Genomic DNA, 15031 nt, shown 5'->3' with positions numbered 1-15031 from the left:
CCGCGGTCGCGAAGCTCACGGCGCCGAAAGGGAGGTCGTTGTCGCGGCCGGGGGCGGCGAAGGACATGTTGATCAGCCCGGCCAGCACGCTGAGCCCGCCGCGGCTGCGGTGGCGCAGCGGCGGCGTACCGCTTCGCCAGCACCGCGCACACCATCAGCTGCATCTGGTGGAACAGCATCAGCGGCAGGACCATCAGTCCCGCCTGGGCGCCGAAGAGGACGCTGGCCATGGGCAGGCCGGCGGCCAGGCTCTTCTTGGAACCGGCGAAGGTGATGGCGATGCGGTCCGCGCGGCCGAAGCCGAGCTTCCCGGCGCCGTACGAGGTCAGCGTCAGCATCAGCGCGAGCAGCGCGGCCTCCACCCCCAGCAGGCACAGCAGCCGCAGCGGGGAGACCTGGTGCCAGATGCCCTGGACCATGCCGGCGCTGAAGGCGGCGTAGACGACCAGGAGTATCGAACCGCGGTCCACATGACCGAGGACCTTCTTGTGACGGGCGACGAACCCCGCGATCCAGCGGCGCAGCAGCTGCCCGGCGGCGAACGGAAGCAGCAGCTGGCAGACGATCGAGAGCAGCGAGCGGGCCGAGAAGCCGCCGCCGTCCCCGTGCAGTACGAGCCCCGCCAGCAGCGGGGTGACGACGATGCCGGCGAGGCTGGAGAACGAGCCGGCGCAGATCGCCGCCGCGACATTGCCGCGGGCGAGGGAGGTGAAGGCGATCGAGGACTGGACCGTGGAGGGCACCAGGCACAGGAACAGCAGCCCGGTGGCGAGGGCCGGCGTCAGGACGTACGGGACCAGGCCGCGGGCGGCCAGTCCGAGCACCGGGAAGATCACGAAGGTGCAGGCCAGGACGGTGAGGTGGAGCCGCCAGTGGCGCAGCCCGTCCATCGCCTCGCGGGTGGAGAGCCGGACGCCGTAGAGGAAGAAGAGCAGGCCGACGGCCCCGGTGGAGGCGCCGTCGGCGGCGGTGGCGGCCGGTCCGCGGGCGGGCAGCAGCGCGGCCAGCGCGACGGTGCCCGCCAGCGCGAGGAGGTATCCGTCGACGGGCAGCCAGGAGGGCTTGGTGAGGGAAGGGCGGCGCATGGTCTCTCTTCGGTCGTACGGCGGCTCCCGGGCGGCGGGCCCGCCGGTGCGCACTCCAGGGTGCCGGTCTGTACGGCGATCGGGAACCCCGCTTACCGTGGTCACTGCCATCGCGATACGTGATGACCATCGACAACCGACTATCGGCAACCATGCAGGTGGGGAGCAGGAGGGACCGTGTTCGAGCCCGCGCAGCTGCGCACCTTTCTCGCCGTGGCGCAGACGCTGAGCTTCACCCAGGCCGCACACCGGCTCGGGCTGCGGCAGTCGACCGTGAGCCAGCACGTGCGGAAGCTGGAGGAGGCCGCCGGCCGGCGGCTGTTCGCCCGGGACACCCATGGCGTGGAGCTGACCGAGGACGGCGAGGCCATGCTGGGCTTCGCCCGCACGATCCTGGAGGCGAACGAGCGGGCGGCGGGCTTCTTCGCGGGGACCCGGCTGCGCGGCCGGCTCCGCTTCGGTGCCTCCGAGGACTTCGTACTGACCCGGATGCCGGAGGTCCTCGAAGGCTTCCGCCGGGAGCATCCCGAGGTCGACCTGGAGCTGACGGTCGAGCTGTCGGGGACGCTGCACGGGCTGCTGGCGGCCGGGCGGCTCGACCTCGTCCTCGCCAAGCGGCGCCGCCCGGAGGACTCGCGCGGGCGGCTGGTGTGGCGCGACCGGCTGGTGTGGGTGGGCACCGAGCGGCTGCGGCTGGATCCGGAGCGCCCGGTTCCGCTGGTGGTCTATCCGCCGCCGGCGGTCACCCGGGCCCGTGCGCTGGAGGCGCTGGAGCGCCAGGGCCGCCAGTGGCGGATCGCCTGCACCAGCGGAAGCCTGAACGGCCTGATCGCCGCAACCCGGGCAGGTCTGGGCGTCATGGCACATACCAGAGGCATGATCCCGCCTGGTCTGGTCCAGATTCCGCCACGTGCCGGACTGCCGGAACTGGGCGGGGTGGACTTCGTCCTCCTCCACGGGGAGCGCGACCGGGCGGCGCGCGGCCCGGCGGAGGCGCTGGCCGACGCGATCCTCGCCGGCGGGGACCGACTGCAGCTCCCGTAGCCGCGGCCCAGGGTTCCGAACGGTCGGTACGGTCTGGCGTTCAGGTGCAGAGATTTGGTGCAGATATGGTCCCGGCGTCGTGATCGTCCGGCGCCGAAGCGCCCGGATCTTGTCCATTCTTCTCCGAAGTAACCCGATTTCGTTCGCTGGCCGGTTCCCGCGGGGGCGCGTCCGCTCCGTGGTAGAGCCCTGCCGGATGCCGCCCCCTTGGGGTACGGTCGCGGCCTTGTGAGCAACACCACGAGGAGCTGGGTCATTGCGCGAGTTCACCGTCCCGCCTTTGGCGACCGCGCCCCGGGTCGGCGGGCTGGCGGACGCCGTCTACGACCACGCCGAAGCCGACCCCTCTCGCGTCGCTCTCGCCCGTAAGGACGACGCGGGCAACTGGCAGGACGTCACCGCCGGGCAGTTCCGCGACGAGGTCCTGGCACTGGCCAAGGGCCTGCTCGCACAGGGCGTCCGGTTCGGCGACCGGGTCGGCATCATGTCCCGGACGCGCTATGAGTGGACCCTGTTCGACTTCGCGCTCTGGTCGATCGGCGTGCAGTCCGTACCGCTGTATCCGACGTCCTCAGCCGAGCAGGTCTTCTGGATGCTGCACAACGCGGGCGCCTCGGCGTGCCTGGTCGAGCACGAGGACCATGCGATGACCGTCGGCTCGGTCATCGACCGGCTCCCGCACCTGCGCAAGCTGTGGCAGCTGGACGCGGATCCGGTGGCCGAACTGACCGCGGCCGGCGCGCACCTCGACGACGACGTGGTGCACCGCCACCGGATGGCCGTCACCCCGGACGCCACCGCGACCATCATCTACACCTCCGGCACCACCGGCCGCCCCAAGGGCTGTGTCATCACCCACGCCAACTTCATGGCCGAGGCCGACAACATCGTCATGCGCTACGAGACGGTCTTCACCTCGAAGCCGGGCGACGAGGCGGCGACGCTGCTGTTCCTTCCACTGGCGCATGTCTTCGGGCGGATGGTGCAGGTCGCCGCGGTCCGCGGGCGGGTCAAGCTGGGCCACCAGCCCGAGCTCGCGGCCCGTGCGCTCCTGCCCGACCTGCAGACCTTCCGGCCCACGTTCATCCTCGCGGTGCCGTACATCTTCGAGAAGGTCTTCGCCGCGTCCCGGCGCAAGGCGGAGGCGGAGGGCAAGGAGGGGCCGTTCGACAAGGCCGTCGAGATCGCGGTGCGCTACGCCGAGGCGCAGGAGAACAAGGCGTTCGGCATCGGCTCCGGGCCCAGCGCCGCACTGCGGATGCAGCATCAGCTCTTCGACAAGCTGGTCTACAGCAAGGTCCGTACGGCGATGGGCGGCCGGGTGCGGCACGCGATGTCCGGCGGTTCGGCGATGGGACGCCGGCTCGGGCTGTTCTTCGCCGGCGCCGGAGTGCGGATCTTCGAGGGCTACGGACTGACGGAGAGCACCGCGGCCGCCACCGCCAACCCGCCCGAGCGCACCCGCTTCGGCACGGTCGGCACCCCGGTCCCCGGCACCACGGTGCACATCGCGGAGGACGGCGAGATCTGGCTCTACGGCGGTCAGGTCTTCCAGGGCTACCACAACGACTCCAAGGCGACCGACGCGGTGCTGCACGACGGCTGGTTCGCCACCGGTGACCTGGGCGCCCTCGATGAGGACGGCTATCTGACGATCACCGGCCGGAAGAAGGAGGTGCTGGTCACCTCCGGCGGCAAGACGGTCTCGCCGGTGGGCCTGGAGGAGCGCGTACGGGCGCATCCGCTGGTCGCGCAGTGCATCGTCGTCGGCAACGACCGGCCGTTCATCGCCGCGCTGGTGACGCTGGATCCGGAGGCGGTCGCGCACTGGCTGGCCATGCGCGGCAAGCCGGAGCTGCCGCCGACGGATCTGGTGCGCGACCCGGACCTGGAGACCGAGATCCGGCGCGCCGTCGTCGCCGCCAACACCTCGGTCTCGCAGGCCGAGTCCATCCGTACGTTCCGGATACTGGCCAACCAGTTCACCGAGGAGCACGGGCTGCTGACGCCGTCGCTGAAGCTCAAGCGCAAGACGATCGAGGCGGCGTACTCGGTGGAGGTGGACGCGCTGTACCAGATGTGAGGGGCGCGGCGGGCCACCGCGCCGCGGCCCGTGGCCTCCCCCGTACGGCGGAGCCGGATCGGCCCCAGGCCGGACGTGCCGGGCACCGGCGCCCGGAAGAGTCGGGGGCATGCACTCTCGCCGTCTCACCCTCCTCGGCCGGACAGCGGCCCTCGCCTGCACCCCGTACCTCACCCTCAAACTGCTGTGGGTGCTGGGCTTCGACATCGGCGTGGTCGACCCCGGCCGCATCGGCCGCGCCGCATGGGTCGCGGCCAACGCCTTCACCTTCGTCCTCGATGCGATCGCGGCGGTGGTGGCCCACGCCCTGACCCGGCCGGGCGGCCGGCGCACCCCGGCCTGGCTGCTGGCCCTCCCGCTGTGGATGGCGTCCGGGCTGCTCATCCCGCTGATGACCGGTGTGGTGGGCGGCAGCCTCGCCGGCCTGGTCACCGGCAGCCGCAACCCAATGGCCGCGGGCGACTTCCTGGAGCCCTGGGTCTTCGGCGTCGTCTACGGCGGCTTCCTGGTCGAGGGCCTCACCCTGCTCGGCGCCTTCGCGGTGTACGCGCACCAGCGCTGGGGCGGTCTGCTACGCCGCCCGCTGGGCGAACTGCCGGACACCGGTACCCGGGCAATGCAGCGGCTCTTCCTCGTGCCCGCCGCGGTGCTGCTGGCCGCGCTGGGCGGCCTGCGCGTCCTATGGGGCGCGGGCGCGACACTGGGCAGGACCGCGGCCGAAGCCGAGGCCGGCAACGTGGTGACCGCCGCTGCGGAGTGGTCCCAGGGCCTGCTCTCGCTCCTCGCCGCCATCGGGCTGGTGCTGCTGGTCTTCCCCCGTCTGCTGCCCGACCTGCGGATGCGTACGCCGCTCGGCTGGGCGTGGACCGGCAGTGCCGCGGTCTTCGCCTGCGGGGGCTGTCTGTGGCTGGTCCGGGCGGCGACCGACGGGCTCTCCCCCGGCGCGGCCGCGGTCGCCGGCGGACTCACCGGCTTCGTCGGCGCACTCGAACTCTTCGCCGGGCTGACGGTGCTCTGCGCCGGCACCTTCACCCTCAGCGAACTCACCGCCGACATGCGCGGGAATGTCCGGCGACGGATGATCGTTGAACGACCTGGAACAAGAACGTCGACGTAAGGATCGATCCCCCCGTGAGCAAGGTTCCGTCCATCACGCTCAACAACGGCATCGCGATGCCCCAGCTCGGATTCGGAGTCTGGCAGGTCCCCGACGACGAGGCGGCCAGCGCCGTCGGCCATGCCCTGGAGGCCGGGTACCGCAGCATCGACACCGCGGCGATCTACGGCAACGAAGAGGGCACGGGCAAGGCGCTCACCGCCTCCGGCATCCCGCGTGACGAGCTGTTCGTCACGACCAAGCTGTGGAACTCCGAGCAGGGTTACGACTCGACGCTGCGCGCCTTCGACGCCTCCCTGGCCAAGCTGGGCCTGGAGTATGTCGACCTGTACCTGATCCACTGGCCGCTGCCGGCCCAGGACACCTACACCGCGACGTACAAGGCCTTCGAGAAGATCTACGCGGACGGCCGCGCCAAGGCGATCGGCGTCTCCAACTTCCAGCCCGCCCATCTGGAGCGGCTGCTGGGCGAGACCTCCGTCGTCCCGGCCGTCAACCAGATCGAGCTGCACCCGCAGTTCCAGCAGGCCGAGTCCCGGGCCTTCCACTCCCGGCACGGCATCGCGACGGAGGCCTGGTCGCCGCTGGGGCAGGGCAAGGGTCTGCTGGAGGACGCGACGATCGCCGAGCTCGCCGCCAAGCACGGCAAGACGCCCGCCCAGGTGGTGCTGCGCTGGCATGTGCAGACCGGCAACATCGTCATCCCGAAGTCCGTGACCCCCTCGCGGATCGCCGAGAACATCGACGTCTTCGACTTCGCGCTGGACGACGCCGATCTGGCCGCCCTCACCGGGCTGGACGCCGGCAAGCGCCTGGGCCCGGACCCGGCCACCTTCGACATGGTCTGACCCCGCCGGGGGCCTGAACCCTGCGGCCCGACGGCCGCCCTGACACGGCGCCGTCCGCTCGTACGGGCGGCGCCGCAGGGCAGCCGAGTGGCGGGCTCGGCGGACGGCAGGAAGTGTGGGGGGAGCGCGCACTGGTCCCCGCGGGCGTCGACGGGGGCCGACCGCCGCGCCCCTGCCCCGCTCCTCTCCCCTGCCGCAAGGACAGGGGAGGCGCCACCGTCGAGGAGGCCACGATGCCTGACGTCACCTCTGCCTATCAGCCCGGTACGCCCTGCTGGGTCGATCTCGCGGCCCCCGACCAGCAAGCCGCCATCGACTTCTACTCCCGCGTCTTCGGATGGACCGGAGAGGTCGGACCGCCCGAGACCGGCGGCTACGCCGTATGCCGGCTGAACGACAAGCCGGTGGCCGGCATCATGGCCGCGACGCCGATGGGCGGCCAGCCCCCGCCGCCGACCGTGTGGACCACCTATCTGGCGGCACACGACGCGGACGCCACCTCGGAGGCCGTGAGCGAGGCCGGCGGCACGATCCTGATGCCCGTCATGGATGTGATGACGCTCGGGCGGATGTGCATCGCGGCCGATCCCACCGGCGCGGTGTTCGGCATCTGGCAGGCGGTGGACTTCCCCGGCGCCGGCATCGTCAACGAGCACGGCGCGCTGATCTGGAACGAGCTCAACACCACCGACCGCTCCGCCGCCTCCGCCTTCTACCAGGCCTCCTTCGGCATCGAGAGCGAAGCCATGGAAGGCGCCGAGAGCTACTACGCGCTCAAGGTGGACGGCCTTCCGGTGGGCGGTCTGCAGCCGATGTCCGAGCAGATGCCCCCGGACACGCCCTCGCACTGGCTGGCGTACTTCTCGGTGGCGGACACCGACGAGACCGTCGACAAGGTGACCGCGGCCGGCGGGGCGGCGCTCCAGCAGCCCTTCGACATGATGGCCGGCCGGATGGCCGTGGTGACCGACCCGCAGGGCGCCACCTTCGCCGTGATCAACCCCAAGCCGATGAGCCAGAGTTGATGAACCAGAGTTGATGTCGACCAGAGTTGAGGCTCCGTCACCGGCGTGATCCCGCTAGGGCGCACACGCCGTGTGCACCGTCTGTGCGGACAGTACGAAGACGTCCGGGCGGCGGGCGATACCGGCCGGGTCGTCGGGGTCGGTGAGGCGGGCGAGGGTGGTGCGGTCGTCGGCGGTGAGGTGGTCGCCGTAGAGGTCGAGCGCGGTGGTGAGGTGGGCCAGGACGTACCCGCGGGCGTCGGCGGACAGGGGGGCCGGCAGGTCCAGCAGAAAGCTGCGGGTGCGCGGGGTGCGCAGGCCGGCGTCGGCGAGGAAGGCGGGCCAGTCCTCGACGGCGTCGGTGGTGCCGGGCAGCGCCGTACGCATCTCGGTGAACCACTCCTCGCCGGCCGCGTCGAGCCGGGCCTGCAGTCCCGGGCGGCCGATGCCGATGTCGCGCGGCAGGTAGCGCGGGGCGAGGCCGCCCTCGCCGAGGGCGAGCAGGCCGCCGGGCCGCAGATGGGCGGCGAGGGCGGCGACCGCGGCGCGCTGGTCGCCGACGTGGTGCAGGGCCCTGCTCGACCAGATGAGGTCGGCGCCGCCGAGGGCGTCGAGTCCGTCGGGGACCTCGGCGAGGTGGGTGTGGACCCGGTCGCCGAGGCCGAGCCGGCCGGCCCGGGTGCGGGCGCGCTCCAGGAGCGCCTCGGTCGCGTCCACCGCGACCACTTCGGCCGCGGGGAAGGCGCGGGCCAGCAGCGTGCTGACGACACCCGGCCCGCTGCCGATGTCGAGCACCCGGCGCACACCGCCGGGTCCGCTGCCGGTGACGCCCGTGAGCTCGCGCAGCCAGGCCGCGGCCCGGTCGTGGAGCGGGGTGTGCAGCTCGGCGCCCCGTTCCAGGAGCGGGCCGAGCACCTCCCAGTCGAGCTGCGCGCCGCCGTGGGGCGCGTGGCGGCGCCCGGGTCCGATGGGGTCGTGGTGGCTCATGACATCGAGCCTCCGGCACGGGTGGACGCGAGGCAATCCGCGCAATCCGCATTGCCGGCCCGGCAACCCCACCTACCGGCGGCACAACGGGTGACCGTAGGGTCTGACCTGTGGCTACTCCGGGATGGGTGCCGCCGACGGACACCGAGCGGCGGCTGTGTGAAGCGACGGCACGCGGGGACGTGGAGGGACAGGTCGCCGCGATCGCCGGCGAGGACCTGTATCTGGCGGCGCCGCAGCCGGGGCAGGACCCGCTGCCCGTCTACGACGACCCGGCGACCGGCGGCACGTGTATCCCCGTGCTGACCCGCGGCATGCTGCCGCCGTGGCAGCCGCAGCAGTTCTTCGACCGGGTCTCGCTGGAAGAGCTGGCGCAGGACTGGCCGAACGACAAGTGGCGGCTCGCGGTCAACCCCGGTACCCCGTGCGCGGCGTACCTGGGCGCCTTCCCCGCGCAGCGCGCCGGGTGGCTGCGGCTGCGCGCCCAGGTCGGGGTGCGGCCCGGCGGTCTGCTCGTCACCCACTTCGGTGGTCCGCTGCACGGGCCGCTCGCGCAGGGGCTGGCCTGCGGCGCCCCGCTCGCGGTGCACCACAGCGTGCCGTGGAACGAGCTCGGTACGGCCTTCCTCGACCACGCCGCGGACGCCCAGACGCTGCACGAACAGTGGTCGGTGGCCGACCCCGCCAGCTGGCAGCAGCGCCTGGACCAGCTCCTCGGCGGCCAGTTCGTACCGGCCGACACGGAGCGGGCGCTGCGCGCACGGGCCGCGGCGGACCCGGAGAAGGCGGCCGGGGGCGGCGCGGACGCGCCGGAGGTTCCCGACCTCGTCACCACGTACGAGGAGCGGTTCCGCGCGGAGGGGCTGCTGCCGGCCGGCGGACAGGTGGCGTCCCTGCTCGCGCTGGATCTCGTACACGCCGTCAACCTCGTGCGCTGGGGCCTGGGCGCCCGGCTGTGCGCGCCCCCGCAGGCCGAGCAGGCCGTTGTGCAGGTCGGGGCGCGGGCCAGGGAGGTGTACGGCTCGTGGGCGGAGTTCGCCGCGGGCTATGTGCTGGGCCGGATGCTGGCGTTCGACCACGGCTGGTTCGGTCCGCAGTACGCGGAGGCCGTGCATCTGCACCGGGTCCTCACCCAGGACCCGTCCTCGCCGTGGCAGGTACTGCCCTTCGCGTGAGGGGCGGTCCTCGGACAGTCCTGGCACAGGGGATGATGCAGGACGTACCGACGGAGAGGACGAGGCGACATGGGCGACAGCGGTACCCGCCGGGGGACGGACCGGACCCTGCCGGACCGTGCGCTCGGCACGGCGGCCGGGCCGAAGCAGCCGGCCGCCCGGCCGACCCTGGCCCAGTGCCGCACGGCGCTGCGCCGCACACCGCTGTCGCTGTGGCGCGACGATGTGACCGACTGGGCGGCGAGCCTGACGTACTACTCGGTGCTGGCGCTGCTGCCGTCGCTGATCGTCACGGTGTCGCTGATCGGTCTCGCCGACCCGGCGGCCACCGAGCAGCTCATCAACCAGATCAGTGCGATCGCCCCGGCCGAGTCGGGGCCGACCGTCCGGCGGGCGCTGGTCAGCATGGCGCAGCAGCACACCGCCGCCTGGGTGGTGGTGAGCGGCGCCCTGCTCAGCGCGCTGTGGTCGTCGTGCAGCTATCTGGCCGTGTTCCGGCGGGCGCTGCACGCCATGCACCGTACGAAGGACGACCGGCCGCCGTGGCGCAAGGCACCGCGGATCCTGGTGACGGCGCTGCTGCTGATGGCGCTGCTGATCTCCAGTGCGGTGGCGCTCCTGGTGAGCGGGCCGATCGCGACCGCGCTGGGCCGGGCGCTGGGGTTCGGCGAGGCGGGCGAGGCCACCTGGAACCTGCTGAAGTGGCCGCTGCTGCTCCTGCTGGCCACGGTGCTGGCGATGGTGCTGTTCCGCTCCGGGCCGCCCAGCTCCCGCGGGGTGCGGCGGGCGGCGCCCGGCGGGGTGGTGGCGGTGCTGCTGTGGCTGGTGTCGTCGGCGGGCTTCGCGCTCTACGCCTCGTACGTCGGCACCTTCAACCGGCTCTACGGCTCGCTGGCCGGACCGGTGGTGTTCCTGATCTGGCTGTGGTTCTCGCATCTGTCGCTGCTGTCGGGCGCCCAGTTCAACGTGGAGCTGGCGCGCGCGGGCCGGGTGGTCAGACCGCGTTCGGGCGACTGACGCCGGCCGCCGGTCAGCGGCCGCCGTGCGCCGCGGCGATCTCCTCGATCCGCCGGGCGAGGCCGAAGTCGAGCTCGGTGATCCGGCCGCCGACGCTGTGGGTGTTCACCGCGACGGCGAGCCGGTTGTAGCCCAGGGTCAGTTCGGCGTGGTGGTCCAACTCCTCCTGGATGCGGGCGATGTGGAGGACCATCGCGGCGGCCGGCAGGTGCCCGTGGAAGGAGTAGCTGCGGCGCAGCAGGTCCTCCTCGACGGACCAGCCGGGCAGCTGTGCCAGGCGGTCCTCAATCTCCTGGGTGCCGAGCGGTGCCGGCTGAGCGTTCATCCCGTTCGCCTCTCGCTGTCCACGACATCCTTCACGGTTCCAGCCTGGCACGCCCCGCACGCAGACGCGCCGTACGCGCTGCGGCGGGGTATGGCCAGCCCCACCCCCGGGCGCCGGCAGGCCCCCGGACGGCCCGGGGGCGCACCGGCTGCCACGGCGCGGGCCGGCCCGGAAGACTCGACGCCATGACGACGGGTCTCGGGTACTCCCTCCCGGTGCGGCTCTCGGTGGCGGGCGCGGCGTTCGCCGGGGGCTGGGCGGTGTTCCTCGCGCTGGGCGACAGCTGGTGGCAGCTGGCGGTGGCCGGGTTCCTGGCGTGCGTGTTCGGGCAGATCGCGCTGGTCACCCGCGATCTGGCGGACCGGCAGGCGGACCGCGGGCGGCCGGCGGGCGGGATCGGCGGGCGGTTGTCCGGGAACCTCGTCGTGGGGATGCCGTACGGCTGGTGGACGGACGAGCGGACCCGGCTGCACGCCGTCCCCGGCCGCGAGGGGCCGGTCCCGGAGGTCTCGCCGCGCCTAGCGCTGCTGCTGCGGTTCCTGCCGCTGCTGGTGCTGGAGGGGTTCGCCCTGCGGGTGGCGAGCGTCAGGGCGCTGCGGTCGGCCACCATGAAGGCCTGGGGTACGGAGGCCGGGCTGCTGCTGGCGCACATCACGCTCTATCTGTGCGCCCTGTTCCTGGTGCTGTCGCCCGGCAGGGCGCTGGCCTTCCTCCTGCTGCACCAGGGTGCCTTCGGCGTCTACCTGGTCTGCGCCCCGGCGTGCTCGGGGGCGGGCTCCGGGGCCTGCGCCCGGTCCTGGCGGCCGGTGCGGCGGGCCGCCATCCAGGCGTAGACGAGGATGCCGGCGAAGAGGAACAGCACGCCCTGGTAGATCGCGGCGTAGCCGGCGCCGGCGACGAGCCAGAAGGTGAAGCCGAAGGCGACGAGCGCGAGGGTCAGATCGCGGGCGAAGCGGGCGGGGCGGACCTTGTCGCGGCGGCCGGTGAGCAGGAAGTAGACCTGGGCGCCGGCGGCGAGGAGGTAGGGCACGGTGGCGGAGAAGGTGGTGATCAGGACGAGGATCTCGAAGACCCCCTCGCTCCCGATGAAGTAGTTGATCACCGTCAGGGCGCTGGCCAGGACGCCGGCGGCCAGCACGCCGAAGGTCGGTACGCCGCGCCGCTTGGTCAGGAACGCGGCCGGGAACAGGCCGTCCTTGGCGGCGGCGTACGGGGACTGGGCGCTCATCAGGGTCCAGCCGTTGAGGGCGCCGATGATCGAGACGACGGCCGCACCGGCGACCAGCGTGCCGCCCCAGTGGCCGCCGAACATCGCGTTGACCGCGTCGGAGAACGGCGCCGTGGACTTCACCAGCTTGTCGTGGGCGACGGTGCCGAAGACGGCGAGGGTGCCGAGGAGGTAGACCACGGCGGCGCCGACGGTGCCGAGGACGGTGGCCCGGCCGACGTTGCGCTCCGGGTCGCGGACCTCGCCGGCGCTCATCGCGGCGGACTCCACCCCGACGTACGAGTAGAGCAGGATCGCGGCGGCCGCCGACATCCCGCCGACCGCGCTGCCGCCGCCGGCGTTGAACGAGCCCAGGTTGTCCGGGTCGAAGAAGAACAGGCCGACGACGGCGATGAACAGCAGCGGGATGAACTTGAGGACGGTGGAGACCATCTGGACGGCGCCCACGTAGCGGGTGCCGGCGAAGTTGGCCAGGGCCGGCAGCCAGAGCGCGCCCAGGGCCACCGCGAGATCGGTGCCGGCGGAGGCGCTGCCGGGGAAGAGGACGTGCACATAGCCGACGGCGGCGACCGCGAGGGCCGCGTTGCTGACCCAGGTCATGGTCCAGTACGACCAGGCGGACAGGAAGCCCGCGAAGTCGCCGAACGCCTCGCGCGCGTAGACGTAGGGGCCGCCGGTGTCCGGGTGGCGTTCGGCGAGCCGGCCGAAGACCAGGGCGAGGGCGACGGCGCCGATGGTCAGGACGCCGAACGCGACCAGGCTGACGGTGCCGAAGGGGGCCACCGAAGCCGGCAGCAGAAAGATGCCGCCACCGATGATGTTGCCCATCACCAGGCAGGTGGCGGTGCCCAGGCCGAAGCGGCGGGTGTGCCGGTCGTTCATGGCGGGGTGAGCCTCTCGTCGTGCGCCGTACACCCGGGATTACCGAGCCTGCTCATCGTCGGTGATCGGCGGCCCGCGCCAAAATCAGCGGGAATCGTGCGGCGGGCCGTGGCCAGGCGGTGAAAAACCTTCGGGCGCGGCCGTCCGGCGCCGCAGGTCGTCCTGAGCGGCTCCGGCGGGCGGTCGCGGTCCGCCGGCCTCCCGCAGCCAGCGCCGCAGCACCCGGTGCACCTGTTCGGCGCCGGTCAGCGTCCCGCCGTCCGGGAGCGGTTCGGTCAGCTCGACGGGCCACAGGAGGAAGGGGTGGCTCTGGGCGCCGCCCAGCCCGCCGTGCGAGCCGATCTGCTCCTCGAAGGCGTGCACCATGCCGGTCGCCGGGTCGTAGGCGGAGTTGACCATGAGGTCGGCGGCGTGCGGGAAGCGGTCGGTGCGGCGTACGGCTTCGGCCGCGCCGGCGCCGAAGGGGGCCAGCGGGTCGCTGCCGATGATGCGGCCGGTGTCGAGGTGGTGCTCGGCGCCGGCCGGGCCGAGCACCACGGGGCCGTGCGCGGCGGAGCGGACCAGCAGGAAGCCGATGCCGGGGTGGTTGGCGAGGGTCGCGAGGAGGGCGGGGTGCCGGCGGTCCAGCTCCTCTCGGGTGATCCGTCCGGGCACGTCCGGGAAGGACACCAGAGCGAGGTTGCCGGAAGCCAGCACGAGGGGCTGGGTGGTGGCGCGGTGCTCCTCGGCCGCGCCCTGTGCACCCTCCGGGCGGTGGAGGGCGGCGCGGGCGGCTTCCCTGGCCTCGGCCCCGCTGGGAGTGCGTCCGGCGCGGCGCGGCACGGCGAGCCCGCACCCGGCGCGTACGAGGTCCCCCAGGCTCAGCCCGTAGCGCTCCAGGAAGGTCGGGCCGTGGCTCTGGCCGTGGTCGGAGAGCAGCACGATGCGGTAGCGGCGCGGGGCGTGCCGGGCGGCCTTGGCGATCAGCGCGACGGCCCGGTCGAGGCTGCGCAGCACCTGGTGGGTGTCGCGGTGCGCGGGCCCGGAGTGGTGGGCCACCTCGTCGTACCCGACGAGGTCGGCGTAGACGGCGGTGCGGCCGGCGAGCATGTCGCCGATGACGGCGGCGACCACCACATCGCGCTCGACGACGGTGGCGAAGGCCCGGATGACGGGGTAGAGGCCACCGCGCTTGACCCGTGGCAGCTCGCGGCGCAGGCGGCAGCGCGTCGACTGGACGATCTCGCGGACGACCTCGGCGGCGAAGGAGACGGCGGTGCGGGTGGCGTTGGCCGGGTCGGAGAAGTAGGCGAAGTAGCCGGCCCGGGAGCGGTTGTGCCGGCCGCGCCGGGCGGCGACCGACATCACCAGGGCGACCTGGCCGGCGCCGCCGCTGAAGAGGTTGCCGCGGCTGGCGCCGTCGCGGGCGAGCAGTCCGCCGTCGCCGGTGCGGGCGACGGCGCGGCGTTGGAGCTCGGCGGCGCTGGTGGGCCGGTTGCTGACGACGAGGCTGCGGGTGTCCTTCTCGTACCAGCGGAAGGCGGGCAGGTCCTCGTTGCTGCCGTGCAGGAGGGCGAGCTGGCTGGCGCCGGTCTGGCTGGACCAGTCGGTGCGCCAGGGGGTGAGGCGGTGGGTGTCGCCCGTCCAGCGGGCGACGGTCTCCATCAGCGGCCGCTCGCCGCGGATGGCCGCGCGCAGCAGGTCGTGGCCCAGGCCGTCGAGCTGGAGGAAGACCGTGCCGGGGGTGTCCTGGCCGGGCAGGGCGCGGGTGCGGCGGCGTCCGGCGAGCCGCACCAGCCTGCGGTGGTAGGCGTCGTCGTTGCGTACGGCGAGGAAGGCGGAGGTCGCCGAGGAGGCCGCGGACATCGCGGCCGCGACGATCACCGCGGTCTCCGGTGCGGCCTGGCCGCGCGCCTCGGGGATGAGGTCGAGCGCGAGCAGCAGCAGCGAGCCGTTGAGGAAGAAGACCAGCAGCCCGAGGACGAACGCCGGCACCAGCAGCAGGGCGCGCACGAGGACCGGCCAGACCAGCGCGCTCAGCAGGCCGAACGCTCCGGCGCCCAGCGCGGCGGTGAAGGCGGTACGGGTGAGGCTGTCGCCGCCGGCGGACTGCAGCCGGAAGTCGGGCAGCAGCGCGGCGAGCCCGAGCAGGGTGAGGGTGGCGACCGCCCACACGGCGAGCACCCGGAACAGGGCGCCGCTGAGAGCGCTCCACCGCGGCATCCGCACGCCCTTCCACCTCACCCTCCGGCCCGCG

The 15031-nt window shown here is 73.1% G+C and carries 13 protein-coding genes; 8 read left to right on the top strand and 5 right to left on the bottom strand.

Features of this window, described 5'->3' with window-relative positions; all coding sequences use genetic code 11:
- Positions 1-1085, bottom strand: a 1085-nt coding sequence (locus ACWD6P_RS31765; RefSeq protein WP_451447638.1) for a bile acid:sodium symporter family protein, incomplete at its 3' end; no start/stop codon positions are given.
- A gap of 177 nt (positions 1086-1262) precedes the next feature.
- Here ACWD6P_RS31765 and ACWD6P_RS31760 point away from each other — a divergent pair.
- From ACWD6P_RS31760 to ACWD6P_RS31740, 5 genes are all read left to right on the top strand, one after another.
- Positions 1263-2129 (top strand): LysR family transcriptional regulator, encoded by an 867-nt coding sequence (locus tag ACWD6P_RS31760; RefSeq protein WP_451447637.1) that lies wholly within the window; start codon positions 1263-1265, stop codon positions 2127-2129.
- Positions 2130-2385: 256 nt separating this feature from the next.
- A complete protein-coding gene (locus tag ACWD6P_RS31755; RefSeq protein ID WP_451447636.1) occupies positions 2386-4212 on the top strand; it encodes an AMP-dependent synthetase/ligase in 1827 nt (608 codons plus the stop codon).
- A gap of 109 nt (positions 4213-4321) precedes the next feature.
- Positions 4322-5329, top strand: coding sequence for a hypothetical protein (locus ACWD6P_RS31750; RefSeq protein WP_451447635.1), 1008 nt, complete (start codon positions 4322-4324; stop codon positions 5327-5329).
- 14 nt (positions 5330-5343) lie between these two features.
- Positions 5344-6177, top strand: a complete 834-nt coding sequence (locus tag ACWD6P_RS31745; protein ID WP_451447634.1) for an aldo/keto reductase — start codon at positions 5344-5346, stop codon at positions 6175-6177.
- 233 nt (positions 6178-6410) lie between these two features.
- A complete protein-coding gene (locus ACWD6P_RS31740) occupies positions 6411-7202 on the top strand; it encodes a VOC family protein (protein WP_451447633.1) in 792 nt (263 codons plus the stop codon).
- A gap of 54 nt (positions 7203-7256) precedes the next feature.
- Here the strand turns inward: ACWD6P_RS31740 and ACWD6P_RS31735 are convergent, their stop codons facing one another.
- Positions 7257-8168 carry a class I SAM-dependent methyltransferase gene (locus ACWD6P_RS31735; protein ID WP_451447632.1) on the bottom strand — a complete coding sequence of 304 codons (912 nt, stop codon included), beginning with the start codon at positions 8166-8168 and terminating at the stop codon, positions 7257-7259.
- A gap of 110 nt (positions 8169-8278) precedes the next feature.
- On the opposite strand from ACWD6P_RS31735, the gene ACWD6P_RS31730 reads away from it, so the two are divergent.
- Positions 8279-9343, top strand: coding sequence for a DUF1266 domain-containing protein (locus ACWD6P_RS31730; protein WP_451447631.1), 1065 nt, complete (start codon positions 8279-8281; stop codon positions 9341-9343).
- A gap of 69 nt (positions 9344-9412) precedes the next feature.
- Positions 9413-10360, top strand: a complete 948-nt coding sequence (locus ACWD6P_RS31725) for a YihY/virulence factor BrkB family protein (protein WP_451447630.1) — start codon at positions 9413-9415, stop codon at positions 10358-10360.
- Positions 10361-10373: 13 nt separating this feature from the next.
- Here the strand turns inward: ACWD6P_RS31725 and ACWD6P_RS31720 are convergent, their stop codons facing one another.
- Positions 10374-10685, bottom strand: coding sequence for a 4a-hydroxytetrahydrobiopterin dehydratase (locus ACWD6P_RS31720; RefSeq protein ID WP_451447629.1), 312 nt, complete (start codon positions 10683-10685; stop codon positions 10374-10376).
- A 185-nt stretch (positions 10686-10870) separates the two neighbouring features.
- Here ACWD6P_RS31720 and ACWD6P_RS31715 point away from each other — a divergent pair, with 185 nt between their 5' ends.
- Complete coding sequence (locus tag ACWD6P_RS31715; protein WP_451447628.1) at positions 10871-11518, top strand: hypothetical protein; 648 nt, start codon at positions 10871-10873, stop codon at positions 11516-11518.
- On the opposite strand, the gene ACWD6P_RS31710 is transcribed toward ACWD6P_RS31715, so the two are convergent.
- On the bottom strand, positions 11425-12795 hold the full coding sequence (locus tag ACWD6P_RS31710) for an amino acid permease (protein WP_451447627.1): 1371 nt from the start codon (positions 12793-12795) through the stop codon (positions 11425-11427). The genes ACWD6P_RS31715 and ACWD6P_RS31710 overlap by 94 nt on opposite strands.
- A gap of 84 nt (positions 12796-12879) precedes the next feature.
- Positions 12880-14997 carry a phage holin family protein gene (locus ACWD6P_RS31705; RefSeq protein ID WP_451447639.1) on the bottom strand — a complete coding sequence of 706 codons (2118 nt, stop codon included), beginning with the start codon at positions 14995-14997 and terminating at the stop codon, positions 12880-12882.
- Positions 14998-15031: the final 34 nt, after the last annotated feature.

The organism is Streptomyces sp. NPDC002446, from assembly GCF_053595675.1.
The sequence above is the reverse complement of the archived record's forward strand: the minus strand, read 5'-3'. Positions and strand labels throughout refer to the sequence as shown.

Excerpts from the sequence above, each read along its gene's own strand:
- ACWD6P_RS31705 (WP_451447639.1), bottom strand. The coding sequence starts at position 14,997 with ATGCCGCGGTGGAGCGCTCTCAGCGGCGCCCTGTTCCGGGTGCTCGCC.
- ACWD6P_RS31735 (WP_451447632.1), bottom strand. The coding sequence starts at position 8,168 with ATGAGCCACCACGACCCCATCGGACCCGGGCGCCGCCACGCGCCCCAC.
- ACWD6P_RS31720 (WP_451447629.1), bottom strand. The coding sequence starts at position 10,685 with ATGAACGCTCAGCCGGCACCGCTCGGCACCCAGGAGATTGAGGACCGC.
- ACWD6P_RS31725 (WP_451447630.1), top strand. The coding sequence starts at position 9,413 with ATGGGCGACAGCGGTACCCGCCGGGGGACGGACCGGACCCTGCCGGAC.
- ACWD6P_RS31750 (WP_451447635.1), top strand. The coding sequence starts at position 4,322 with ATGCACTCTCGCCGTCTCACCCTCCTCGGCCGGACAGCGGCCCTCGCC.
- ACWD6P_RS31715 (WP_451447628.1), top strand. The coding sequence starts at position 10,871 with ATGACGACGGGTCTCGGGTACTCCCTCCCGGTGCGGCTCTCGGTGGCG.
- ACWD6P_RS31710 (WP_451447627.1), bottom strand. The coding sequence starts at position 12,795 with ATGAACGACCGGCACACCCGCCGCTTCGGCCTGGGCACCGCCACCTGC.
- ACWD6P_RS31740 (WP_451447633.1), top strand. The coding sequence starts at position 6,411 with ATGCCTGACGTCACCTCTGCCTATCAGCCCGGTACGCCCTGCTGGGTC.